Here is a 23,429-nt window from a genome sequence, read left to right on the forward strand (position 1 = left end):
GGCCGCGCGCGATAGGGAATCGTGAATCGCGAGCTCAGGTGCAGGCGGGTGAGGACCCGCCGCTCCCGGTCAGGACGTTGCAGGCCCACGCCGAGCTGATCCGCCAGGATCCGTCGACGGCGGTAAGGGGCACGACCATCTGCGTCTTCCCCGGCGGTGACGCCGCGAGACCGAGGGCCATCAGGGATTGATTCACGGCGGTCGCGCGATAGACCTCGAAGCCGGGGTCGAACTGGGCGAGCGTGGCCGCCACACGGGTGATCAACTCCGGATCCTTGTCGTCGTCGGCGACGCGCAGGGCTTTCGCGGTGGCCGGAATCGCCGGATCGAAGGCTTGCCGGAGTTGAGCGTTGAGTACGTCCACGGCCGGTACCGGGGGTGGCGAACCGTTCGAGGGTGAACCCTTGCCCAGTGTCCCCGGGTAGAGCGCGGTGACGATCTCCTTCCAGAGATCGTCCGCGCGCAGCCACAGCAGGCGGCTGAACTGGTTCACGGCGACCGCGATGGACACGTCCCGGTCCGGGAGGTAGGCGATATAGGTGGTGTAGCCGGACACGGTGCCACTGTGGCCCAGCCACTGACCGTCGATCATGAGGCCGGGGCCGTAGGACAGGCCGCCACCGGCCTCGGTGGATTGCCTTCGCGCGCGGAAGGTTTCGGGCCGCAGCAGATCACCCCTTCCGAGCAGGCCCGTGTAGGTGGCCAGATCGGAGATGGTGGACACCATCGAGGCGGCCGCACCGTACAGTCCGGGGGCGGCGGCGCGGTCGGTGACATCGGTCGGCGCCTCGTCGAAATAGGTGTAGCCGCGGGCCCCCGGGGTCGGCGTCGTCGCATCGACCGCGTAGGCGGTCTCCCCCAGACCGTATTCGCCGATCAGGTCGGCGATGACGTCGTGTATCGGCTTGCCCGTGACCTTTTCGAGCACAAGCCCCAGCAGGTAGTACTCGGAATTGGAGTACCGGGTCCGGGTGTTCGGCGGTGTCGCGTACTGCGGATTGCCGATGATCGCGCGCAGGCGATCACCCTCCTGCCAGCCGAGATTCGGCGACTTGGCGTCCACCTGTTCCTGATACGCGGCTTCGTGGTCGAGATCGTAGACACCGCCGCACATGCCGAGCAGATCCCGCAGCGTGATCGAGTCGCCATAGGGGATGTCGGCGACATAGCGGTCCAGCCGGTCATCGAGAGACAGCTTCCCCTTATCCGCGAGCCGCAGTACGGCCGTCGCGGTGAAAGTCTTGGTGACGCTGGCGATTCGGAATGAATCGTGAATGCCCGCCACCCGGCCGGTCACGATATCGGAGGTGCCGTACGCCTTGACGTAAGTGCCGAGATCCGGATCGACCACCGCCACCATCGCCCCCGGAAAAAGCGCGGCGGTCATCCCCGATTCCATGATCCGGTCGATGGTCGCCGCCGAATCGGCTGGTAAGACCGGGTTTTCGGTCCTGTTCCCACAGCCCACCAGCAGGGCGGCGAGCAACACACCGATCACACCGATACGAGCGACAGTGACAGACCGGCTGCGCAAAATGACTCGTCCCCCTTCGATTCTCATTCGAGAGTACCGAAGGGGACGAACCGCTTCGTTCTCAGAAGCTCTGCCACTCGGGCTTGTTCGCGACCGCGAAGCGGTAGTAGTCGATGGCCTTCAGATTCGCCGCCGCCTCCGGATCCACGATCACGGTCACATGCGGGTGCATCTGCAGGATGGACGCCGGGCAGAACGCCGACACCGGTCCTTCGACGGCGGCCGCCACGGCCTCGGCCTTACCCGCTCCCGTGGCGATCATGACGAGATGATCGGCGTCACTGATGGTTCCGAGTCCCTGGGTGAGGACGTGGGTCGGAACCTGCTTCAGATCGTCGTCGAAGAAGCGGGCATTGTCCTCCCGCGTCTTCGGGGTCAGCGTCTTCACGCGAGTCCGCGAGCGCAGCAACGAACCGGGTTCATTGAAGCCGATATGACCATTCGCGCCGATGCCGAGAATCTGCACGGAGATGCGCCCGGTCTCGGCGATCGAACGCTCGTAATCGGCGGCAGCGCCCGGAATGTCGGCGGCCCGGCCGTCCGGGCTGTGCACATCGGCGTCGGCGAAGTCCACGTGCGAGGTGAACTCGTCGCGAATGAACTGGGCGTAGGACTGCGGATGCCCGGCGGGCAGGCCGATGTACTCGTCGAGCAGGAATGCCTGCACGCCTTGGAAACTCAGCTCGCCCGCCTGATACTGGCGGATCATCTCCTGCTAGGCGCCCAGTGGCGAGGAGCCGGTGGCCAGGCCGATGGCGCGAGCGCCGCGCCGCACATGGTCGGCCATGATGCGCCCGGCCAGCACACCGGCTTCGGCCGCGTTGTCGGTGATCACGAGTTCCATGCGAGTCCGTCCTTGTACACGGTCATTGGGGTCAGGTGGTGGTCGGTGACGAGCACATCGGCGTTCATGCCCGCGCGCAGCGAACCTACGCGCCCGGCGATCCCGAGCAGCCGCGCAGGGGTGGCGGCGGCCGCGGTCGCGGCCGTGGTCAGCTCGACTCCGGCGTGGAAGACGGTGCGCCGCAGCACATCCGCCGCCATGGCCGTGCCGCCCGCGATCGCGCCCTCGCCGTGCGGGTCGTACAGCCGCGACACTCCGTCCGCGACGACGACATCGAGCACGCCGAGATGATAGCGGCCGTCGGGCATGCCCGCCGCCGCCATGGCATCGGTAATGAGCGCCAGATTGTCCGGCCCGATGGTGTCGAACACCATGCGCACGGTGCCGTCGGCCAGGTGCACGCCGTCGGCAATGACCTCGGCCACCACATCGCCGCGCCCGGCGGCGGCCATGGCGGCGGTGAGGAAATTGGCGTCGCGGTGCGCCAGTTCGGGCATGGCATTGAACAGATGCGTGATGGACACCCGTCGGCCACGCGTGATGGCGTGCACCGAATGCTCGTAGTCGGCGACCGTATGCCCCAGTGACAGCACGATATTCGCCTCGGCGAGGATATCGGCGAGCTTGTCGAAGTTCTCGGTCTCCGGGGCGATGGTCACCGAGACGATCCGTCCGCCCGCGTGGTCCACCAGCCGCGCCAGCATATCGGGATCACCGGGCACGATCCGCTCGGGATCGTGCCCGGTGATGTTCGCTGATGAACGGGCCTTCGAGGTGAATGCCCGCCAGCAGCCCGGCATCCACGGCCGCGCCGAGGACGTCGATGCGTTGGCGCAGTTCGTCCTCGGTGGCCGAGACCAGCGAGGCCACCAGGGTGGTGGTGCCGCGGTCGCGATGGAAGTTCGCGGCCGCGGTGACACCGGCGGAATCGGTTTCGGGGAAGCCGTATCCGCCGCCGCCGTAGCAGTGCACATCGATGAGGCCCGGCAGAATGATCGGCGGTTCCTCCGACAGCGCCGGTAGTTCACCGTCGAATCCCGTTGCCGGGCCGACATAGTCGAGCAACGGGCCGTCGAAGGACACGACTCCGTCGGCGAGTTCGCCCACCTCGGTGAGGGTGACGACCCGCCCGCGCAGGATCGGCATCAGCTGGCTCGCCCCAGTGCTCGTCGAGCCGCCACGACGGCGTCTTCGGCGGTGCGCGCCGCGAGCACGGCCGCGGCCGCCGCCCGGCACTGTTCGAGGGTGACCTCGGCCAGCGCCGCCCGCACGCCCGCGATCGACCGCGGGGCCATGGACAGCGTCTCGACACCGAGACCGACCAGCACACAAGCGAAGTCGGGATTGGACGCGGACTCGCCGCAGACGCCGACCTTGACGTCGTGCGTGCTCGCACCGTCCACCACGAACGCGATGGTGGCGGCCAGCGCGGGCTGCCACGGATTGTGCAGCGCCGCCAGCGACGACGACATGCGGTCCGCGCCGAACAGATGCTGCGACAGGTCATTGGTGCCGATGGAGAAGAAATCCACCTCCGCGCCGAGCTGCCCGGCGCGAATGGCGGCCGCCGGAATCTCGACCATGACCCCGCGGGTCTCCAGCCCGGCTTCTCGTGCGCGAGTGGCGAAGTAGTTCGCCTCCTCGACGGTGGCGACCATCGGCGCCATGACCTTGACCGGCGTTCCGGTGGCCTTGGCTGCCGCCTCGATCGCGGAGAGCTGGTCGAGCAGCGCCCCCTCATCGACGCTGCTCAACCGCAGGCCGCGCACACCCAGCGCCGGATTCTCCTCCTCCGGCAGATTCAGGAACGGCAGCGGCTTGTCGGATCCGGCATCGAGGGTGCGCACCGTGACGGGGCGCTCCCCCATGATCCGGAAGATCTCGGTGTACTGGGCCGTCTGCTCGTCCACCGTCGGCGACGACTTGCGGTCCAGGAAAAGGAATTCCGTGCGGAACAGGCCCACGCCCTCGGCGCCGAGCTCGACAGCCAGCTGCGCGTCGGCGGCGCTGCCCACATTCGCGAGCAGCGGCACCGCATGACCGTCGGCGGTCCGGCCGGGACCGGTCGGCGCATCCGCCTGCCGGGCCCGCAATGCCTCGACCTCGGCGCGCCGCTCGGCGGTCGGAGCGATTTCCACGGCGCCGCCGGTGCCGTCGAGCACGACCTCGGTGTCCTCGGCGATAGCAACGGCGCCCGGGCACGCCACGACCGCCGGAATGCCCAGGGCCTTGGCCAGAATCGCGGTGTGCGAGGTCGGCCCACCGGCGACGGTGAGCAGCCCGACCACGATCTCCGGATTCAGCGTCGCGGTATCGGCGGGTGCGAGATCCTGGGCGGCGAGCACGAAAGGCACTGCGCTGTCCGGGATTCCAGGTGGATCCACGCCGAGCAGTTCGGCCACCACGCGCTGACCCACATCACGCAGGTCCGAGGCCCGCTCGGCCATCATGCCGCCGAGCGCGTTGAGCTGTTCGGCGAAGTGCGCCACCGCCTCGGTGACCGCGTGCGCGGTGAGCCCACCGGCCCGGATGCCCGCGCGCACCTGATCGAGCAGCGCGGGATCGGCCGCCAGGGCCGAGGTCATGAACAGAATGTCCGCGGCCGGACCCGTGGCATCGAGGGCCAGCGCGCTGTAGCGGGCGGCGACGGTCTCGAAAGCGGTTTCGGCAAGGGAGATTTCGGCGTCCACGTCGCTCCCGGGAGCGTCGTCGGGTGATGTGACGGGCGCGGACGCCAACCACTTCACCGGTCCGACGGCAACTCCGGGAGCGGCCGCGACACCGCGCACCTCATGCGTCAAGATCGGTCTCCAGCAGCTTCACGAGCTCGTCGAGGGCCGCATCGGCCCCGTCCTCGGCGTGCAGGGTGACCTTGTCGCCCTGCTTCACGCCGAGGGTCATCACCTGCAGCAGGCTTCCGGCGGCGACCGGATCCTTACCGTCGATCGAAATCGTCACGGGGACAGGGGAAGCGGCGGAGGCCTTGGCGAAAAGCGCTGCCGGACGGGCGTGCAGACCGGTCTTCGACGCAACAACAGCGGTGCGAGTGATCATTCTTTGACGTTCTCCTTCTCGATTTCCACCTCGTCCGCTTCGCGGCCGGGGGTCTGCAGGTTCCAGCGTCGAATAATGAAGCTGAAGGTGAAGTAGTACAGCGCCGCGTAGCCGAGGCCGATCGGGATCAGCCACAGCGGTTTGGTGGCGATGCCGAAGTTCAGAAGGTAGTCGATGCCGCCCGCCGAGAAGGTGAAGCCGTCGTGAATGCCCAGCGCATTGGTCAGCACCAGCGCCGAACCGGCGAAGATGGCGTGGATGAACAGCAGCGGCCACGCCACGAAGATGAAGGCGAATTCCAGCGGCTCGGTAATGCCGGTGACGAAGGCGGTCAGACCGGTGGACAGCATAATGCCGCCGATCAGCTTGCGGTTCTCCGGCTTGGCGGTGCGGTAGATGGCCAGGGCCGCAGCGGGCAGGCCGAACATCATGATGGGGAAGAAGCCGGTCATGAAGGTGCCCGCGGTCGGGTCGCCGCTGAGGAAGCGCGGGATGTCACCGTGCACGCCGTTGTAGTCGCCGAGGGTGAACCAGACCACGGAGTTGATGATGTGGTGCAGCCCCAGCGGAATCAGCATCCGGTTGGCAAATCCGAAGATGCCGCCGCCTACGACGGAGTTGTTCGCGACCGCTTCGCCGAGTGAGGTCAGGCCGGAATAGAAGGCGGGATAGATGAACGACGACGCGACACCGATGACGACCGCCGCGCAGGCGGTCAGGATCGGCACCAGACGGCGGCCGGAGAAGAAGCCCAGATAGTCGGGCAACTGCGTGCGGTGATAGCGCTGCCAGAGGATGGCGGCGGTCAGGCCCATCACGATGCCGCCGAGAACACCAAAGTTCACCAGCAGCTGAGCGCCTTTGGAATCGGTCTTGCCCTCCAGCACGACCGGAGCCATGGCCTTGGTGACGCCATTGAAGGCGAGGTAGCCCACGACCGCGGCCAGGGCGGTGGAGCCGTCGGCCTTCTTGGCCCAGCCGATGGCGACGCCGACCGCGAACAGCAGTGGCAGATTGTCGAGCAGAGCGCCACCCGCACCCGCCAGCACGTCGGCCACCGTATTGGTGGCCGACCAGCGGCCGAGCATGTCGTCCTGTCCTAGTCGTAGCAGCAAACCGGCAGCAGGTAGCGTGGCAATGCAGCATGAGGCTGCGGCCGAGCTTCTGCAGTCCGGACAGGTCGATCTTCTTGCGCGTGCTTGGAGCAGCGGCGGTATCGGCCATGGCGGGTCCTCAGGATCTGTGAATAGGGTCACGCACATGTATAGTGACTGGTTATAATCAGACATACACTGGTTATAACCAGTTTTGTCCACTCGACACGCTCAGAGGAATGATGTCCAAAGTCGATCAGATCGTCGCCGGCCTTGGTGCGTAGGTAACATCGTCGAGGTCGAAGGCTGCATCACGCGCCTTCGCGTCGAGGTGAAGGATTCCGGACTCGTCAAGGACGCTGACCTCAAGGCCGCCGGTGCGCACGGCGTCGTCAAGGCCGGTAATGCCGTGCAGGTCGTGGTCGGACCGACCGCCGACGCCCTCGCCGACGACATCAACGATCTCCTCTGACCCGTCGTGAGCACTCAGATTCTCGCGCCCCTCGACGGGCGCGCCATGCCGTTGTCCGAGGTTCCCGATCCGGTCTTCTCGGCGGAGATGGTCGGCTCCGGCGTGGCCATCGAGCCGCCGGACACCGATGAGCGGATCACGGTCGTCGCCCCCATCGCGGGCGCCATCGTGAAACTGCACCCGCACGCCGCGGTCATCGTCGACGATGCCGGACAGGGCGTGCTGCTGCACGTCGGCATCGACACCGTCGGCAAGGCCGACATCTTCGAGGTGAAGGCCGCCGAGGGCGATCGCGTGAATGTCGGCGACCCGCTGGTCACCTTCTCCCCCAATGCCATTCGCCGACTCGGCCTCAGCGCCGCGGTGCCGGTGGTGGTCATGGACAGCGCACCCGGTTCGGCGCAGGACGCGGTCAGCGGACCCGTCACCACCGGCGCGGTGCTGTTCTCCATCCAGTAAACGACTTCAGCCGCAGTCCATTTCGGGCTGCGGCTCTGTCGTGCCGGGACTCGGTCGGGCCGGACTCAGTCGTGTGCGGCTCGACCGTTGTGCAGCTCAATGGGTTTCGAGCTCAGGTCGTGCTGGGGCTGGGCATTGTCGCCCGCCGATACCGTCATGTAGACCTGGTAGCGGTCGGCGCGGTACCAGGAGTGCGCGTGCTCCACACAGCGGTCCCGCGAATACGACATGCGGTCGAACGCCAGCAGCGGCGAACCGGCGTCGGTGCCGAGCCAGCCCGCGTGCCGCTCATCGGCGGCGACCGCGCGCACCGTCTGATCGGCGCGGTCGACGGGGCAGTCGTAGACGTCGGCCATGAGCGAGTACAGCGATTGGGTGAGATCGCGATCGAGCAGCCCGGGCAGCAGATCGGCCCGGTACCAGCCGTCATCGATGGAGATCGGCAGCCCGTCGGCCAGCCGCAGCCGCACCAGATGGAACGCCTTCTCAGTGGCGTTCAGGCTCAGCGCTGTGATCGACGCAGGCGGCGGCACGGCGTAATCTGTATGCAGCACAACGGTGCTCGGCACGCGCCCGAGTCGTCGCATATCCTCGCTGAAGGAGGCCATGTGCAGCCGTGAGCGCGCCACCCGCTCGGCCACGAAGGTGCCCTTGCCCGGGATCCGGGTGATGACGCCCTCGGATTCCAGCTGCCCCAGCACCTCGCGCACCGTCATGCGACTGACCCGGTAGTCGTCGCAGAGTTGCCGCTCGCTGGGCAGCATCTCACCCGGACGGAGCTTCGCGCACAGGGTCGTCAGCGCCGAACGCAGCTGCGCCTGCTTGGTTACGCGTCCCGCCACGTCATCCTCAGATTGTCCGTTCCCCCGCTGACCGCGGGCTCTACGAGGCTACTTCTCGTTGCGCGCCTTGGGGAATCGCTTCTGGCGAGCGACCCATCCCGCCATTCTGGCCCAGTGGCTCTGGACCGGGGTGACGATGGAGGTCAGCTCGCGATCCCACTCGTCGGCCTCGGTGAGCCCGTCGATGGCCTCGACCAGCGCCTTGGCGGTCGGCAGATCGGCGACCACGCGATCACCGAGAATGCCGTCCTTGCCGACCAGGGTGACCCGCACGCCGATGCGGCCGATGGGCGGCAGCACCGCGGTCGCGGAGCCGCCGTGCTCGGCGATGAACCCCTTGATGGAATCGACGATGGACGGCGACAACTTCACTGGTGCCGGTGCAACGGTAGCGCTCATGTGAGGGAGTTTACCCATCGGTAAAGCAGAGTCCATGAGCCACCGCACACCTCACACCGTGGCGGGTGTAGAAACAGACCATGCGCGCCATTCAGGTTTCCGAGCACGGTGGTCCCGAAGTCCTGCGGCCGGTCGAGGTTCCGGATCCCGAGATCGGGCCCGGGCAGCTGCTCGTGGAGACCGAGGCCATCGGGATCAACTTCATCGACACCTACATTCGCACCGGACGGTATCCGCAGGCCGTGCCCTACATTGCGGGCGGTGAGGGGACCGGTGTCGTGGTGGCCATCGCGCCCAATGTCACCGAATTCAAGGTCGGCGATCGCATCTGCTGGGCGGCGGCTCCGGGGAGCTATGCCGAGAAGGTCGCCGTGAACGCGGCCGTCGCGATTCCGGTGCCCGCCGGGGTGGAGGCGCCGGTGGCGGCTTCCATCCTGCTGCAAGGCATGACGGCGCACTACCTGATCGAGTCGATCTACAAGCCGGAGCCGGGCGAGACGGTGCTCGTGCACGCCGGGGCCGGTGGTGTCGGTCTCATCCTCACCCAGTTGCTGGCGGCGCGTGGGATTCGCGTGATCACGACCGTGTCGACCGATGAGAAGGAGAAGCTCTCGCGCGCGGCGGGCGCGGCCGAGGTGCTGCGCTACGGCGACGAGATCGCCACGCGGGTACGGGAACTCACCGATGGGGTGGGTGTCGCGGCCGTGTACGACGGCGTCGGCGCGGATACCTTCGAGGCCAGCCTCGCGTCGCTGCGGGTGCGCGGCACCCTCGCGCTCTTCGGTGGGGCCAGCGGTCCGGTCCCGCCGTTCGATCTGCAGCGCCTGGCCGGGGCCGGGTCCGTGTTCGTCACCCGCCCGACATTGGCGCACTACACCCGCGATCGCGCCGAATTGCTGTGGCGCGCAGGCGATATCCTCAATGCCCTGGCCGACGGGACGCTCGATATCCGCATCGGCGCGACCTATCCCCTGGCCCAGGCCGAGCAGGCGCACCGCGATCTGGAAGGCCGCAAGACCACCGGTTCGGTCGTCCTGCTGCCCTGATCGGGCTCAGTAGTCGCGGCCGGTGAGGCCGCGGTAGATGAATCTCGTGAGGCCGTCGACGGCCTGCTGGTCGGTGAGTTCGACCGTGCCGTCGTCGACGGCCTGCAACAGGCCGGTGGTCAGCAGGAACATCATGGCGAGGCTGGCGTCGGGGGTGCTGGGCAGGGTCATGCCCGCGGCGTGGAAGCCGTCGAGATGGTCGGCGACGTCGGCACGCTGTTCGGTGGTGAAAGCGGCCATGATGCGGGCGAAGTCGTCGTTGACGAGGGCGGCCTGTTCCATGGCGCGGAAGACCGGCCAGTTCTCGCGGGCCGCGGTCCAGTAGCCGTTGACGTGGTAGCGCACCGCGTCCGGGTCGGTGAAGTCCGGATTGTGGGCCGGGTCCTCGGCGCGTGAATCCCCTTCGTCGGCAAGGTCTTTCAGCAAGGACTGGAGTAGCTCCTCCTTGCTCGCGAAATGGTTGTAGAACGATCCGGCCGCGCGTCCGGCGGCCGCGGTGATGTCGGTGATCTTCGTATTCAGATAGCCGCGCTCGGCGAACAGGCGGCGCGCGGCGGCCTTGAGCGCCTGCTCCGTCTCGGCCGCCTTCTCCTGGCGTCGTCCCGCCATTCCGGCATCACCTCCTTGACAGCGGAAACTACCACCCATAATACTGAATCTATCTTAAGTGAATTAAGATTCAGTAAATGGAGTTGGCATGTCAACGCAGGTTCTCATTGCGGGCGCCGGTCCCACCGGCCTCACCCTCGGCATCGATCTGGCGCGTCGCGGAATCGCGGTGCGCATCGTGGACGCGGCCGAGACGTTCTTCGACGGCTCGCGGGGTGACGGGATTCAGCCGCGCACCCTCGAGGTGTTCCACGATCTCGGGGTGCTGGACGCGGTGCTGGCCGCGGGCTCGCCGCAGGCGCCCATGCGGGTGTATCTGGGCGGGGAGTTCGCGGGCGAGCGGCGGATGGCCGAATGGCGGGAGCCGACGCCGGATATCCCCTTTCCGAACGGGTGGGTGCTGGGGCAGTCCGATACCGAGCGGCTGCTGCGGGAGCGGCTCGGCGAATTCGGGGTGACGGTCGAATCAGGCACGGCGCTGCGCGGATTCACCGCCACGGACGACGGAGTGACCGCGACGCTGGAGCGCGACGGCATCACCGAGACGATGCGCGCCGACTATCTGATCGGCGCGGACGGCGGGCGCAGCACCGTGCGCAAGACACTCGGCATCGCATTCGAGGGCACCACCGACGAGTCGATTCGCATGCTGCTGGGCGATGTGCGCGCCGATGCGCTCGACCACTCCCACGGATACTGGTTCGCCGAACCGGATACGCCCATGGACGGATACGCCATGTCCCCCCTGCCCGGCGGGCGCAAGTTCCAGTTCGCGGCCCCGCTGGCCGGGGATTCCGAGGCCAGCTTGGCGGTATTGCAGAGTCATGTGGACCGGTTGACGCGGCGCGGCGATATCGTGCTGAGCGATCTCAGCTGGTCGACGGTGTGGCGGCCGAATATCCGCCTCGCCGAGCGCTTCCGGGCGGGGCGGGTGTTCCTGGCCGGGGATGCCGCGCACGCGCATCCGCCGACCGGCGGGCAGGGGCTGAACACAGGCGTCCAGGACGCCTACAACCTGGGCTGGAAACTCGCGGCGGCGCTGCGCAATCCGGGCCCGGAGACCGATGCCCTACTCGATACCTATGAGACCGAGCGGCGCGCGGTGGCCATGAAAGTGCTCGGGTCGAGCTCGGAGATTCTGAACAAGACGGTCAATGGGGATGCCGATGCGATGTCGCGCGAAGGCACGCATCAGCTCGATATCAGCTACCGGAATCTGGTGTCACACAGCGCCACCGACACCGGCCCGCTGCGGGCCGGAGATCGCGCGCCGGATGCGCCGCTAGCCACCGCCGACGGAAAAGCGGTCAGTCTGTTCGAGCTCTTCCGTGGCCCGCACGCGACGCTGCTCGTCTTCGGCGAAGACTCGGATAGCGCGGATTCGCCTGAAATGACCGAGTTCGCCGAGCTGCCCGCAACACCGGTCGATGTCGTATCGATCGCGAGCTCGCGAGCCGGGCAGGTCGCGGGCGCGCTCATCGACACCGCGGGCCACGCCCATCACGCGTATTCCGCCACCCCGGGCACCCGCATCCTCATCCGCCCCGACGCCCACCTAGCCCAACTCACCCGCCCCTGACCTCGACAATGTACCGGTGCAGGAGTTTGTCCGAATTCACCTGCACCGGTACATGATCGCCGCTGTTTCAGTCAGCAACCCACGGGTGAGGGGACGCGGGGGCGCGTTCGGGCCGGAAGGTGCAGAATGATCTTGCTGCTGCGCAGGACGATTCGCTGCAACCATGCAGGGCGACGCCGTAAGGTGGTCGCGGCGAGGAGGTCGGGCGGCCGCAGGTGATGGCATCGGTCAGAGGGTGGTCTGGATGTTGGTGAAGGTCCGTAACGACGACCCGTCGCGGCTGTCGAGCACCGAACGCACCGTCGTGAACTGGCTGAAGTCCTGGAGCGGGCCGCATGCGGTGCCCGGTATCGCGATAGTGCAGTGCCAGGACGCCGATGTGGTCGTCTGGACCCCGCAGACCTGCGTGGTCGTGGGGGTGCACGGCTTCACCGAGCGCGTGACCGGGACTCTGTCCTGCGCGCAGGACCAGCCCTGGACAGTGGACGGCAAACCCGCCCCGATCGACGGCGACGCCGACCCGCTCGAGCGCGTCCGCCGCCAGACCGTCTCTCTCGCGGGGCAGCTCCGCTCCGCCCCCGGCCGCGAACATGTCCCCGTCAGCGGCCTGGTCCTGCTCGTCCCCCAACTCGGCAGCCGCGTGAAACTCGACAAGGGCGCCCTCCCACCCGGTATCGACGTCCTCATCGGCGACGGCCCCTCCTCCCTGCGCGCCTACTTCACTAAACTCGCCGAAGGCGCCGAACCCGCCTGGGACGCCGCCCAAGTAGGCCAAGCCCTCGGCGCGCTCGGTTTCGCCGCCGCCGCGAACTACTCCGACCTCATTTCCGAAGGCTTCCCCCAACCCGCCTCCGCCGCAGGCGCTCCCCTGCCGATGTCGGCGGCCCCCACCGTCGTGGTCCCCTCGGTCCCGGTCGAATCCCTGAGCGCCCCACCGGCGCCCGCCGCCCCGATCCCACCCGCCCAGTCGCCCGAGCCAGGACGACCGAGCGCCCCCGAACCCGCCTCCCGAGCGACCGGTGGCCCGGCCGGGCCACCGGCATCCCGGCCGGAACCCGCCGCCGCCCAACAGGTCCCGCCCACACCGCAATCCAGCCGCCCCCACCCGGCCGCAGCGGCGGCAGCAGGCGCGGGCGCCGCCGCCGCGGCAGCAGCCGCCTACCGCGCCGTCTCCGGCACCTCCGAACCCCAGCAATCCCGCCCGGCCCCCCTCCCCTCGGGCCCCGCCACCCAGCAATCCCCCACCTACCCCGGCACCCCACCCTCCTTCCCCCGCCCCTCCCGCCCCCAACGCCGCTCCCTCGCGGACCGCCTCCACAGCGCCCAGGTCCCCCACACCCGCCGCCGCCGCGACCTCCCCATAGTCGGCGGCCTCATCCTGATCTTCCTCATCCTCCTGATAGCAGCCATGTGCGTCGGCGGCGGCGATACCGAAGACACCCGAGACCCCAGCCCCACCACCACAACCCGCCAAACCACAACCTCCACCGACCCCACCATCCCCAGCACCACACCCGGCCCCGTCTGCTTCCCCCTCCAGCCCGGCTGCTGACATCGGGGTCTACTCGGGTGGGAGATTCAGGAATGCGCGGGCTGCGGTGCGGCTGGCTGCCGGACGGAAGGCGGCGTGTCTGCTGGCGGCCAGGGCGTCATTGAGGCAGCAGGTCAGGATGTGCGGATTTCGGATGGCGGCGGTCCCGGCCGAGTGGTGCGCGAAGGTCACGACCTCGAGTGCGGCGTCGACTGTCACACCGACGGCCATCGAGGTCTCCGCCTGTACAGCAGGAGGTACAGCGCCGGTGAGCGCGAATTGCCATAGCTTGTCGGTGCATTCGAGCAAGTAGGCACGGGCGGACGCCAGGCGGGCCAGCATGGCGCCCATGCGGTCCTGGAAGAGCGGGTCGTGTGCGAGCGGCTGTTGCTGGCCGAACGGAACTCTGGTTGCGGCCAGCCGGGCGAGTTCGTCGAGTGCCCGCTGCGCTATGCCGAGCGGAACCGCGGCGAGCATCGAGCCCAGGGAGAAGAACGGGATCGCGGCAATCGGATCGGCGGACCAGCGTTGCGCACCGAACAGGGTGGTCGACCTACGGGCGGGCACGGTGATGGTCTCGACCGCGACGTCGTGACTTCCGGTGGCCCGCAGCCCGATGACATCCCAGTTCCGGATAATCCGGGCCTGTTTCGCCGGGAAGAACACGACCTGCGCGCTGGGCATTCCGCCGTCTGCCGGTGCGACCAGCACACCGCCCAAGAACCAATCCGCCGCAACGCATCCGCTGGCAAACGGCCACCGACCGGACAGCTCGTAGAACTCACCGACCTGCCGGGCCCGCCCCAATGGCGGGAAACCGCCTGCGATGAGCAGGTTTTCGGGGTTGGCGGCGATCGTGCGGGCCTCCGCTTCGTCCACACCGGACAGCAGCGAAACCCCCGCGTTCGCAACCGCGGTGCACCATCCCGTGGATCCGTCGGCGATCGAGAGCCGCTCGATGATGGACACGATCACGGGCAGCGGAGTCGCGAGTCCGCCCACCTCGGACGGCAGACAGAGCCGGTACAGACCCGCCGCGCGCGCCGCCCGCACACCTCACCCGGTAGTTCGTCCCGATCGACCGGCTCTTCGGCCAGAGCTCTGGTGAGCGCGGCGATGTCGGTGGCCGCGGCCAGCGTCGAATCCTCCACCTGTGGTGATGTCATGATCGCCATTTCGCTATCCCCCTAAGATAGTCAATATCTATGTAGGATGACGACCGTGGAAGAGCCTGTCAAGGGATCACGCACCTACCGATCCCCGAAACGCGAGGTCCAAGCCGCGGCCACGCGCGCGGAAACCGTCGCGGCCGCACACCGTCTCTTCGTCTCCGAGGGCTACGTCCGGACGACCCTCGCCGATATCGCCGCCGCCGCGGGCGTCGCGGTCCCCACCGTCAAACTGGCGTTCGGCACCAAACGTTCCGTCCTGATGGCCGCCTGGGATCACGCCGTCAAAAGCGGCCCCGACCCCCGGCCGGTGACCGAACAGGACTGGTTCCGGGAAATCCTCGCCGCACCCACCGCTCACGAGCACCTACGCCTGCAAGCCACCCATTCACGCAGGGTCAAAACCAGAATCGCCCCGCTGATCGAGGTCATCCGGGCAGCAGCCGCCGCAGACTCCGAAATCGAAGCGCTCTGGACCGGGATGCAGAACGAATTCCGCGAGAACCAGCGACAGACGATCCAGGCACTGCAACGCAAAGGCCGTCTGCGCCAAGGCCTTACCGAAGACTCGGCAACCGATCTGCTCTGTACACCCTCAACCACCCGACGGTCTACAGCATGCTGGTGGTCCCATTGGGCTGGCCGGGTGAGCAATACGACCAATGGCTGGCCAATACACTGATCGACCAGTTGCTCGAGAGGTGATGACATGGTTGTTGATGACGAATTGGCCTGGTTCGAGCCGGACGGATACCACGGCGCGCTGCTGACCCCCGCGGTGTCCGGCGGCCCGGCCCCGCACTCTCGCTCTAACCGATTCGGGAGTGGTCAGGCCCAGCCGAAGAGGGTGTTGCCGAGGGTGTTCCAGCCGAGGACCGAGTCGACGGCGAGGCCGCAGAAGACGACGGCGAGATAGTTGTTGGACTGCAGGAACAGTCGGAGGGGCTTGACCGATTCGCCGCGGCGGACACCGGAATACAGTTGGTGGGCCATCAGGAGGAACCAGGCGCCTGCGACCAGAGCGGTTGCGGCGTAGATGACGCCGGAGGCGGGGACCAGGGCGAAGGTGGCCAGGACGGTCAGCCAGGTGTAGATGACGATTTGTTTGGTGACCGTCTGCTCGGTGGCTACGACCGGGAGCATCGGGACGCCCGCGGCCTTGTAGTCCTCCTTGTAGCGCATGGCCAGGGCCCAGGTGTGCGGCGGGGTCCAGAAGAAGATGACCAGGAACAGGACCAGGGCGGGCCAGCCGATGGTGCCGGTGGCGGCGGACCAGCCGACGAGGGCGGGCATGCAGCCCGCGGCGCCGCCCCAGACGACGTTCTGGGAGGTGCGGCGCTTGAGGCCGAGGGTGTAGACGAAGACGTAGAAGAGGATGGTCGCCACGACCAGGACGCCGCTGAGCAGGTTGGCCTGCCACCACAGCCAGGCGAAGGAGGCCACGCCGAGGGTGATGCCGAAAACGGCGGCATTGCGGGTGGGGACGGCTTCGCGGGCCAGCGGGCGCTTGGAGGTGCGCTTCATGACCTTGTCGATATCGGCGTCGGCCACACAGTTCAGGGTGTTGGCGCTCGCCGCGCCCATCCAGCCGCCGAAGAGCGTGACCAGAATGAGGCGAATGTCCACATTGCCGCGGTCGGCCAGCAGCATGGTGGGAATCGTTGCCACGAGCAGCAGCTCGATCACGCGCGGCTTGGTGAGTGCGATGTAGGCGAGAACCCGGCGGGTCGCCACCGACAGCGGTCCGCTGCCCGTGACGCGGTCGGCCAGCACCGTCCCGGAGGAGCCGTGAGCGCCACCCGGCTGTTGCCCAATCCGCACTGTTTCTCCTCGCACGCCGTGCATTGTTGATCCGGTCTGAACCAGCAGCCCGCTAGACACAGCCCGGTGCGGCGCGGGTACTACTACAGGAGATGGTAGACCCCCGCTGACCGTGCTCTCGTCCAGGTCCACCCCGCGTGTGCCTGCGCGTCTGTAGTAGGAGAGCGGTGAATCGCCTTCGGCCGTGTGCCGAATCACGTTCGATCCGGGTCACGGACAGATCCGCGCGCGGACACGAACATACGACACGGCGGCCGGTGAAAGCGGGTTCTTGTACGGCCGCGAATCGCCCACCTCTAGGGTGGTGGGTACATCGGTGCGTCGTCCGCGTTTCAGTTCGTGCGCGTCGCACCGGCGATCACCCCGCAGCGAACACCCGCCGCCCACAACCGCATCGTTGACGAGAAGGTCAGGAGAACCTCGGTCGTGTCAGTCACAGACGACATCCGCGCGCTCACTCAGCCGAACCATCCCACCGACTGGACCGAATTGGACACCAGAGCCGTCGATACGGCCCGTGTCCTCGCCGCCGACGCGGTGCAGAACGCGGGCAACGGCCATCCTGGCACCGCGATGAGCCTGGCGCCGTTGGCGTACACGCTCTTTCACCGCGTCATGCGCTTCGATCCGACCGATCCGGAATGGGTGGGCCGCGACCGTTTCGTCCTGTCCTGCGGTCACTCCAGCCTGACCCTGTACGTGCAGCTGTACCTGTCGGGCATGGGCCTCGAACTCGACGATCTCGTCAACCTGCGCAAGTGGGGTTCGCTGACCCCGGGTCACCCGGAGTACCGGCACACCGCGGGCGTCGAGATCACCACCGGCCCGCTGGGCCAGGGCCTGGCCTCGGCGGTCGGCATGTCGATGGCGTCGCGGCGCGAGCGCGGACTCTTCGATCCGGAAGCGGCGCAGGGGCAGAGCGCGTTCGACCACTTCATCTACGTCGTCGCCTCCGACGGCGATATCGAAGAGGGCGTCACCTCCGAGGCGTCCGCCCTCGCGGGCACCCAGCAGCTGGGCAATCTGATCGTCTTCTACGACGACAACAAGATCTCCATCGAGGACGACACCACCATCGCCCTCACCGAGGACACCGCCGAGCGCTACCGCGCCTACGGCTGGCATGTGCAGGTCGTCGAGGGCGGCGAGAACATCGTCGGCATCGAGCAGGCCATTGCCGCCGCCCAGGCCGTCACCGACAAGCCGTCGATCATCGTGCTGCGCACCATCATCGGCTACCCGGCCCCCAACAAGATGAACACCGGCGCGGCGCACGGCGCGGCCCTCGGTGCGGACGAGGTCGCCGCCACCAAGAAGATCCTGGGCTTCGATCCCGAGAAGAGCTTCGCCGTCGACGACGCGGTCATCGCGCACTCGCGCAATCTCGCCGCCGATCGCGGCAAGGCCGCCCGCGCCGCCTGGCAGGACCAGTTCGACGCGTGGGCCGGGGCCAACCCGGAGAACAAGACGCTGTTCGATCGTCTCCAGGAGCGCCGCCTGCCCGAGGGCTGGGCCGAGACCCTGCCGACCCACGCGGTCGACGCCAAGGGCACCTCCACCCGCAAGGCCTCCGGCAAGGTGCTGGCCTCCCTCGCCCCGGTGCTGCCGGAGCTGTGGGGCGGTTCGGCCGACCTCGCGGAATCCAACAACACCACCATGCCGAACGTGCCGTCCTTCGGCCCGGAGTCGATTTCGACCGGTATGTGGAAGGCCAACCCGTACGGTCGCACCCTGCACTTCGGTGTGCGTGAGCACGCCATGGGCTCGATCCTCAATGGCATCGCGCTGCACGGACCGACCCGTCCGTACGGCGGCACCTTCCTGGTGTTCTCCGATTACATGCGGCCCGCGGTTCGTCTCGGCACGCTCATGCGCACCCCGGTCGTCTACGTGTGGACCCACGACTCCATCGGCCTCGGCGAGGACGGCCCGACCCACCAGCCCATCGAGCACCTCGCCGCGCTGCGCGCGATTCCGGGCCTGAACGTGGTCCGCCCGGGCGACGCCAACGAGGTCACCCACGCCTGGCGCACCATCCTGGAACGCGATTCCGCCGAACGGCATTCGCACTTCCTGGTCTCCGAGCCCGCGCATCAGGACGGCCCGTCCGCGCTGGCCCTGACCCGTCAGGACATTCCGGTCCTGGAGGGCACCTCCTACGAGGGCGTGCGCAAGGGCGGCTACATCCTGGCCGAATCCTCCACCGCCACACCGCAGGTGATCCTCATCGGCACCGGTTCCGAGCTGCACCTCGCGGTCGAGGCCCGCGCTACCCTCGAGGCACAGGGCATCGGCGCCCGCGTGGTGTCCATGCCGTGCGTGGAGTGGTTCGACGCGCAGGATCAGGCCTACAAGGACCAGGTGCTGCCGCCGTCGGTCAAGGCGCGCGTCACCGTCGAGGCCGGAATCGCCATGCCGTGGCACCGGTTCACCGGTGACAACGGCGAGAACGTGTCCATCGAGCACTTCGGCGCCTCGGCGGACTACAAGACCCTGTTCCGCGAGTTCGGCATCACCGCCGACGCCGTCGTCGACGCTGCTACCCGCTCTCTTGCCAAGGTGAAGGGATAAGCAAACCCATGACTCAGAACACCAATACCGCGGCGCTGTCGGCCGCCGGTGTCTCGGTGTGGCTCGACGACCTGTCGCGCGGCCGCATCAAGTCCGGCAATCTGCAGGGCCTGATCGACACCCGCAATGTCGTCGGCGTCACCACTAACCCGACCATCTTCCAGGGCGCGCTCGCCAATGGCCACGACTACGACGAGCAGGTGCGTGAGCTCGCCGCCCGTGGCGCCGATGTGGATTCGGCCGTGCGCACCATCACCACCGATGATGTGCGCGCCGCGTGCGACGTGTTCGCGGAGATCTTCCGCGAGACCGGCGGCGTGGACGGCCGCGTGTCTATCGAGGTGGATCCGCGCTTCGCGTTCGACGAAGAGGCCACCGTGGCCCAGGCCGTCGAACTGTGGAAGATCGTGGACCGGCCCAACCTGTTCATCAAGATTCCCGCCACCGAGGCCGGACTCCCGGCCATCACCCGGGTCATCTCCGAGGGCATCAGCGTGAACGTGACGCTCATCTTCTCAGTGCAGCGCTACATCTCGGTCATGGGCGCCTACCTGGACGGGCTCACCAACGCCAAGACCGCCGGGCACGATCTGGCCAAGATCCATTCCGTCGCTTCGTTCTTCGTCTCCCGCGTGGACACCGAGATCGACAAGCGGCTGGAGGCCATCGGCACCCCGGAGGCGCTGGCGCTGCGCGGCAAGGCCGGAATCGCCAACGCGCGCTTGGCCTATGCCGCCTACCAGGATGTTTTCGACGGCGGTAAGCACACCAATGTGTATGCGCGCCTTTCCTCCGCAGGCGGGAACAAACAGCGGGCGCTGTGGGCTTCCACCGGTGTGAAGAACCCGGAGTACTCCGACGTCATGTACGTCACCGAGCTGGTGGCGCCGAATACGGTGAACACGCTGCCGGAGAAGACCCTCGAGGCCGTCGCCGACCATGCCGAGATCACCGGGGACACCATCTCCGGTACCCCGGCCGAGGCGCAGCAGGTCTTCGACGCGCTGACCGCGGTCGGCATCGATCTGGACAATGTGTTCGGCGTGCTGGAGACCGAAGGCGTGGACAAGTTCGTGAAGTCCTGGGAGGAGCTGCTGGTCGCCACTACCGAGCAGCTGCAGGCGGCGGGGAGCAACTGACAGTGGCTTCCGCCGCGGCGACGACGGTCACGATGGGGAATCCGCTCCGCGATGGGCGCGACAGCCGGGTTCCCCATATTGCTGGACCGTGCAGCATGGTGATATTCGGGGTGACCGGTGACCTGTCGCGGCGCAAGTTGCTCCCGGCCATCTACGACTTGGCGAACCGGGGGCTGCTGCCCCCCGGTTTCGCCCTGGTCGGGTTCGCGCGCCGCGATATGAGCGAGGACGAGTTCCCGCAACTCGTCCACGAATCGATCAGCGCCTCGGCGCGCACGCCCTTCCGCGAGGAGGTGTGGCAGCAGCTGAAGGAGGGATTGCGGTTCGTTCAAGGCACATTCGAGAACGACGCGGCCTTCCACAAGCTGGCCACCACCCTCAAGGATCTGGATCGCGATCGCGGGACGGGCGGGAATTACGCCTTCTACCTGTCGATTCCGCCGGACGAGTTCCCGGTGGTGCTGGAACAGCTCTCGAAGAACGGGCTGGCGTCGGCGGCGGCGTCCGCGCCCGGGCATCCGCTGCCGTGGCGGCGGGTGGTGATCGAGAAGCCGTTCGGGCACGATCTGGAGAGCGCCGTCGAGCTCAATGCCCTTGTCAACGGGGTGTTCCCGGAGCAGTCGGTGTTCCGCATCGACCACTATCTGGGCAAGGAGACGGTGCAGAACATTCTGGCGCTGCGCTTCGCGAACCAGTTGTTCGATCCGATCTGGAATGCCAACTATGTCGACCATGTGCAGATCACCATGGCCGAGGACATCGGATTAGGCGGGCGCGCAGGCTATTACGACGGCATCGGCGCGGCCCGCGATGTGATCCAGAACCATCTGCTGCAGCTGCTGGCGCTGACGGCCATGGAGGAGCCGGTCAGCTTCCAGCCCAAGCAATTGCAGATCGAGAAGATCAAGGTGCTCTCGGCCACCAAACTGGTTGCGCCCCTTGATGAGACGACCGCGCGCGGCCAGTACGCCGCGGGCTGGCAGGGCAGCGAGCCCGTGGTGGGGCTGTTGCAGGAGGAGGGGTTCGACCCCAACTCCAAGACCGAGACCTACGCCGCCATCACCCTCGCGGTGGAGACGCGGCGCTGGGCTGGGGTGCCGTTCTATCTGCGCACCGGAAAACGGTTGGGCCGCAGGGTCACCGAGATCGCGGTGGTGTTCAAGCGCGCGCCGCATCTGCCCTTCGATCAGACCATGACCGAGGAGCTCGGGCAGAACGCCCTCGTCATCCAGGTGCAGCCGGATGAGGGCATCACCATGCGATTCGGGTCCAAGGTGCCCGGGTCCGGCATGGAAGTGCGCGACGTCAATATGGATTTCAGCTACGGCGAGGCCTTCACCGAGGACTCCCCCGAGGCGTACGAGCGGCTCATCCTGGATGTGCTGCTGGGCGTGCCGTCGCTGTTCCCGGTCAACGAGGAGGTCGAATTGTCCTGGCGCATCCTCGATCCCGTGCTCGAGCACTGGGCCTCCAATGGCCGCCCGGAGGCGTACGAGGCGGGCACCTGGGGTCCGGAATCGGCCGACAAGATGCTCGCGCGCAGCGGGCGGGAATGGCGGCGGCCGTGATCATCGATATGCCCGATACCGATACCCGCGAGGTGTCCAAGCGGCTCATCCAGCTGCGCGAGGCCAATGGCGTGATCACCATGGGGCGCGTGCTCACCCTGGTGGTGTGCACCCTGGACAGTTCCGAGGCCGAGGACGCCATCGATGCCGCCAATGACGCCAGCCGGGAGCATCCCTGCCGGGTGATAGTGCTGGCGCGCGGTGATCGCAAGGCCGACACCCGCCTCGACGCCCAGATCCGCGTGGGCGGGGATGCGGGCGCGGCCGAGGTGATAGTGCTTCGGCTGCAAGGTGATCTGGTGAGCCACGAGAGCAGCGTGGTCATTCCGTTCCTGCTGCCCGATACGCCCGTGGTGGCGTGGTGGCCGCGTGGGGCCCCGGAGTTCCCGTCCAAGGATTCGGTGGGGCGCTTGGCGACGCGCCGCATTACCGACGCGACCTTCGCGCCGGATCCGCAGGAGACCATCAAGAAGCGCCGCGGCTCCTACGCGCCCGGCGATACCGATCTGGCGTGGAGCCGGGTCACCTACTGGCGGGCGCTGCTGGCCTCCGCCTTGGACGAGGCGCCCTTCGAAGCTGTTGATTCCGTGACGGTTTCGGGTCTGCGCGAGGAACCGGCCTTGGATATGCTGGCCGGGTGGCTCGCCGCCCGACTGTCGTGCCCCGTGGTCCGTCGTACCGGTGAGCTGAAGGTGGAGTTGCGCCGCCCGTCGGTGAACATCTCCATCGCCCGCCCGCAGCACGGCCGCACGGCGACCTTGACCCGCACCGGCGAACCCGACCAGCGTTTCGCGCTGGCCCGCCGCGAGACCAAGGACTGCCTGGCCGAGGAGCTGCGGCACCTCGACGCGGACGATATCTACGCCGAGGCCTTCACCGGAATCGAAAGGGTCACCTATGAGTAAGCCTGCCGTTGAAACCTTCACCGGCACAGACGAACTCGTGCGCGCCGCGGCGGCGCGCCTCGTCGCCGAGGTGGTGGAGGCGCAGCGCCTGCGCGGCTCGGCCTCGGTCGTGCTGACCGGCGGCGGCACCGGTATCAAACTCCTCGAATGGGTCCGCGAGGCCCCCGGCGATATCGACTGGTCCAAGCTCGACATCTTCTGGGGCGACGAGCGTTTCCTGCCCGTCGGCGACCCGGAACGCAATGAGGTCCAGGCCCGCGCCGCCCTGCTCGACCACGTCCCGGTCGACCCGTCCCGCGTGCACCCCACCGAAACCTCCAGCGGCGACTACCCGGACCCCATCGAGGCCGCGGGCGAGTACTCGGCCGCCGTGCACGCCCACCTCGACGAGCACGGCTCCTTCGACCTGCACCTGCTCGGCATGGGCGGTGAGGGCCACATCAATTCGCTGTTCCCGCACACCGACGCCACCCGCGAGGAACACGAACTCGTTGTCGCGGAAACCCATTCGCCCAAGCCCCCGGCCGTGCGCATTACCCTGACCCTGCCCGCCATCCGCCGCACCCGCCACGTGGTGCTCATCGTCTCCGGCGAGGCCAAGGCCGCGGCGGTCGCCGCCGCCCTCAATGGCGCCTCCCCCTTGGACATTCCGGCCGCGGGCGCGATCGGCAGCGAGTCCACCACCTGGCTGCTCGACGAGGCCGCCGCCACCGACCTGCCCCGGTAGCGCCCCCGGGCGATGCCCGACACGTCCACACTGGAACGAGCTAGGACCGAGGTCGGCCTAGCTCGT

The 23,429-nt window shown here is 67.7% G+C and carries 20 protein-coding genes and 3 pseudogenes; 11 read left to right on the forward strand and 12 right to left on the reverse strand.

Features of this window, described 5'->3' with window-relative positions; all coding sequences use genetic code 11:
- Positions 1-34: 34 nt before the first annotated feature.
- The 7 genes and pseudogenes from NC4_RS30045 to NC4_RS30070 all read right to left on the reverse strand — a co-directional run bounded on the left by NC4_RS30045 (position 35) and on the right by NC4_RS30070 (position 6,656).
- A complete protein-coding gene (locus NC4_RS30045; protein WP_084529912.1) occupies positions 35-1,561 on the reverse strand; it encodes a serine hydrolase domain-containing protein in 1,527 nt (508 codons plus the stop codon).
- A gap of 34 nt (positions 1,562-1,595) precedes the next feature.
- A pseudogene (nagB, locus tag NC4_RS30050) lies at positions 1,596-2,378 on the reverse strand (glucosamine-6-phosphate deaminase).
- On the reverse strand, positions 2,366-3,100 hold the full coding sequence (locus NC4_RS43420) for an amidohydrolase family protein (RefSeq protein WP_245722023.1): 735 nt from the start codon (positions 3,098-3,100) through the stop codon (positions 2,366-2,368). Before NC4_RS43420 ends, nagB begins: the two are co-directional and overlap by 13 nt.
- Positions 3,090-3,524 (reverse strand): hypothetical protein, encoded by a 435-nt coding sequence (locus NC4_RS43425; protein WP_245722024.1) that lies wholly within the window; start codon positions 3,522-3,524, stop codon positions 3,090-3,092. Before NC4_RS43425 ends, NC4_RS43420 begins: the two co-directional genes overlap by 11 nt.
- Entirely contained in the window at positions 3,524-5,167 is a 1,644-nt protein-coding gene (ptsP, locus tag NC4_RS30060; protein ID WP_084529913.1) for a phosphoenolpyruvate--protein phosphotransferase, read from the reverse strand. Before ptsP ends, NC4_RS43425 begins: the two co-directional genes overlap by 1 nt.
- Before the next feature lies 1 nt (position 5,168).
- A complete protein-coding gene (locus NC4_RS30065; RefSeq protein ID WP_067544932.1) occupies positions 5,169-5,432 on the reverse strand; it encodes an HPr family phosphocarrier protein in 264 nt (87 codons plus the stop codon).
- Positions 5,429-6,656: pseudogene (locus NC4_RS30070) on the reverse strand (PTS transporter subunit EIIC). The gene NC4_RS30065 and the pseudogene NC4_RS30070 overlap by 4 nt, the downstream one beginning before the upstream one ends.
- Before the next feature lie 112 nt (positions 6,657-6,768).
- Here NC4_RS30070 and NC4_RS30075 point away from each other — a divergent pair.
- Both NC4_RS30075 and NC4_RS30080 read left to right on the forward strand, forming a co-directional pair.
- A pseudogene (locus tag NC4_RS30075) lies at positions 6,769-6,998 on the forward strand (PTS sugar transporter subunit IIB).
- A gap of 6 nt (positions 6,999-7,004) precedes the next feature.
- Positions 7,005-7,457, forward strand: coding sequence for a PTS sugar transporter subunit IIA (locus NC4_RS30080; RefSeq protein ID WP_067544935.1), 453 nt, complete (start codon positions 7,005-7,007; stop codon positions 7,455-7,457).
- Between the two features lie 65 nt (positions 7,458-7,522).
- Here NC4_RS30080 and NC4_RS30085 read toward each other — a convergent pair whose 3' ends face one another.
- Positions 7,523-8,299 (reverse strand): GntR family transcriptional regulator, encoded by a 777-nt coding sequence (locus NC4_RS30085; protein ID WP_067544938.1) that lies wholly within the window; start codon positions 8,297-8,299, stop codon positions 7,523-7,525.
- A 48-nt stretch (positions 8,300-8,347) separates the two neighbouring features.
- Complete coding sequence (locus tag NC4_RS30090; RefSeq protein WP_067544941.1) at positions 8,348-8,698, reverse strand: hypothetical protein; 351 nt, start codon at positions 8,696-8,698, stop codon at positions 8,348-8,350.
- Positions 8,699-8,778: 80 nt separating this feature from the next.
- Here NC4_RS30090 and NC4_RS30095 point away from each other — a divergent pair, with 80 nt between their 5' ends.
- The gene (locus tag NC4_RS30095) at positions 8,779-9,744 is read left to right on the forward strand and encodes a quinone oxidoreductase family protein (RefSeq protein WP_067544946.1); all 966 of its coding nucleotides are present in this window, start codon (positions 8,779-8,781) and stop codon (positions 9,742-9,744) included.
- 6 nt (positions 9,745-9,750) lie between these two features.
- Here the strand turns inward: NC4_RS30095 and NC4_RS30100 are convergent, their stop codons facing one another.
- A complete protein-coding gene (locus NC4_RS30100; protein ID WP_067544949.1) occupies positions 9,751-10,353 on the reverse strand; it encodes a TetR/AcrR family transcriptional regulator in 603 nt (200 codons plus the stop codon).
- Between the two features lie 88 nt (positions 10,354-10,441).
- Here NC4_RS30100 and NC4_RS30105 point away from each other — a divergent pair, with 88 nt between their 5' ends.
- Both NC4_RS30105 and NC4_RS30110 read left to right on the forward strand, forming a co-directional pair.
- The gene (locus NC4_RS30105; RefSeq protein ID WP_067544952.1) at positions 10,442-11,932 is read left to right on the forward strand and encodes an FAD-dependent monooxygenase; all 1,491 of its coding nucleotides are present in this window, start codon (positions 10,442-10,444) and stop codon (positions 11,930-11,932) included.
- 244 nt (positions 11,933-12,176) lie between these two features.
- Entirely contained in the window at positions 12,177-13,484 is a 1,308-nt protein-coding gene (locus NC4_RS30110; protein ID WP_067544955.1) for an NERD domain-containing protein, read from the forward strand.
- Positions 13,485-13,493: 9 nt separating this feature from the next.
- Here the strand turns inward: NC4_RS30110 and NC4_RS30115 are convergent, their stop codons facing one another.
- On the reverse strand, positions 13,494-14,516 hold the full coding sequence (locus tag NC4_RS30115) for an acyl-CoA dehydrogenase family protein (RefSeq protein WP_067544958.1): 1,023 nt from the start codon (positions 14,514-14,516) through the stop codon (positions 13,494-13,496).
- 168 nt (positions 14,517-14,684) lie between these two features.
- Here NC4_RS30115 and NC4_RS30120 point away from each other — a divergent pair, with 168 nt between their 5' ends.
- Entirely contained in the window at positions 14,685-15,314 is a 630-nt protein-coding gene (locus NC4_RS30120) for a TetR/AcrR family transcriptional regulator (RefSeq protein WP_218021330.1), read from the forward strand.
- 146 nt (positions 15,315-15,460) lie between these two features.
- Here the strand turns inward: NC4_RS30120 and NC4_RS30125 are convergent, their stop codons facing one another.
- Complete coding sequence (locus NC4_RS30125; RefSeq protein WP_067544960.1) at positions 15,461-16,453, reverse strand: heme o synthase; 993 nt, start codon at positions 16,451-16,453, stop codon at positions 15,461-15,463.
- A gap of 426 nt (positions 16,454-16,879) precedes the next feature.
- Between NC4_RS30125 and tkt the strand changes: the two genes are divergently transcribed.
- The 5 genes from tkt to pgl are packed head-to-tail and all read left to right on the forward strand — an operon-like array spanning position 16,880 to position 23,363.
- Positions 16,880-19,024 carry a transketolase gene (gene tkt / locus NC4_RS30130; protein ID WP_067545196.1) on the forward strand — a complete coding sequence of 715 codons (2,145 nt, stop codon included), beginning with the start codon at positions 16,880-16,882 and terminating at the stop codon, positions 19,022-19,024.
- A gap of 8 nt (positions 19,025-19,032) precedes the next feature.
- Positions 19,033-20,163: a transaldolase gene (gene tal, locus NC4_RS30135; RefSeq protein WP_067544963.1), complete on the forward strand. Its 1,131-nt coding sequence runs from the start codon at positions 19,033-19,035 to the stop codon at positions 20,161-20,163.
- A gap of 32 nt (positions 20,164-20,195) precedes the next feature.
- A complete protein-coding gene (zwf, locus tag NC4_RS30140) occupies positions 20,196-21,731 on the forward strand; it encodes a glucose-6-phosphate dehydrogenase (RefSeq protein ID WP_067545199.1) in 1,536 nt (511 codons plus the stop codon).
- On the forward strand, positions 21,728-22,636 hold the full coding sequence (opcA, locus tag NC4_RS30145) for a glucose-6-phosphate dehydrogenase assembly protein OpcA (protein WP_174566906.1): 909 nt from the start codon (positions 21,728-21,730) through the stop codon (positions 22,634-22,636). Before zwf ends, opcA begins: the two co-directional genes overlap by 4 nt.
- Complete coding sequence (gene pgl, locus NC4_RS30150; RefSeq protein WP_067544968.1) at positions 22,629-23,363, forward strand: 6-phosphogluconolactonase; 735 nt, start codon at positions 22,629-22,631, stop codon at positions 23,361-23,363. Before opcA ends, pgl begins: the two co-directional genes overlap by 8 nt.
- Positions 23,364-23,429 lie beyond the last annotated feature (66 nt).

The organism is Nocardia crassostreae (genome assembly GCF_001613405.1).
In the GTDB taxonomy this organism is placed as follows: Bacteria; Actinomycetota; Actinomycetes; order Mycobacteriales; family Mycobacteriaceae; genus Nocardia; species Nocardia crassostreae.

Bases quoted from the DNA above. Each gene is read 5' to 3' on its own strand.
- NC4_RS30045 (WP_084529912.1), bottom strand. From the start codon at position 1,561: ATGAGAATCGAAGGGGGACGAGTCATTTTGCGCAGCCGGTCTGTCACT.
- NC4_RS43425 (WP_245722024.1), bottom strand. From the start codon at position 3,524: ATGCCGATCCTGCGCGGGCGGGTCGTCACCCTCACCGAGGTGGGCGAA.
- NC4_RS30065 (WP_067544932.1), bottom strand. From the start codon at position 5,432: ATGATCACTCGCACCGCTGTTGTTGCGTCGAAGACCGGTCTGCACGCC.
- NC4_RS30090 (WP_067544941.1), bottom strand. From the start codon at position 8,698: ATGAGCGCTACCGTTGCACCGGCACCAGTGAAGTTGTCGCCGTCCATC.
- NC4_RS30095 (WP_067544946.1), top strand. From the start codon at position 8,779: ATGCGCGCCATTCAGGTTTCCGAGCACGGTGGTCCCGAAGTCCTGCGG.
- NC4_RS30100 (WP_067544949.1), bottom strand. From the start codon at position 10,353: ATGGCGGGACGACGCCAGGAGAAGGCGGCCGAGACGGAGCAGGCGCTC.
- NC4_RS30105 (WP_067544952.1), top strand. From the start codon at position 10,442: ATGTCAACGCAGGTTCTCATTGCGGGCGCCGGTCCCACCGGCCTCACC.
- NC4_RS30110 (WP_067544955.1), top strand. From the start codon at position 12,177: ATGTTGGTGAAGGTCCGTAACGACGACCCGTCGCGGCTGTCGAGCACC.
- tal (WP_067544963.1), top strand. From the start codon at position 19,033: ATGACTCAGAACACCAATACCGCGGCGCTGTCGGCCGCCGGTGTCTCG.
- zwf (WP_067545199.1), top strand. From the start codon at position 20,196: ATGGGGAATCCGCTCCGCGATGGGCGCGACAGCCGGGTTCCCCATATT.
- pgl (WP_067544968.1), top strand. From the start codon at position 22,629: ATGAGTAAGCCTGCCGTTGAAACCTTCACCGGCACAGACGAACTCGTG.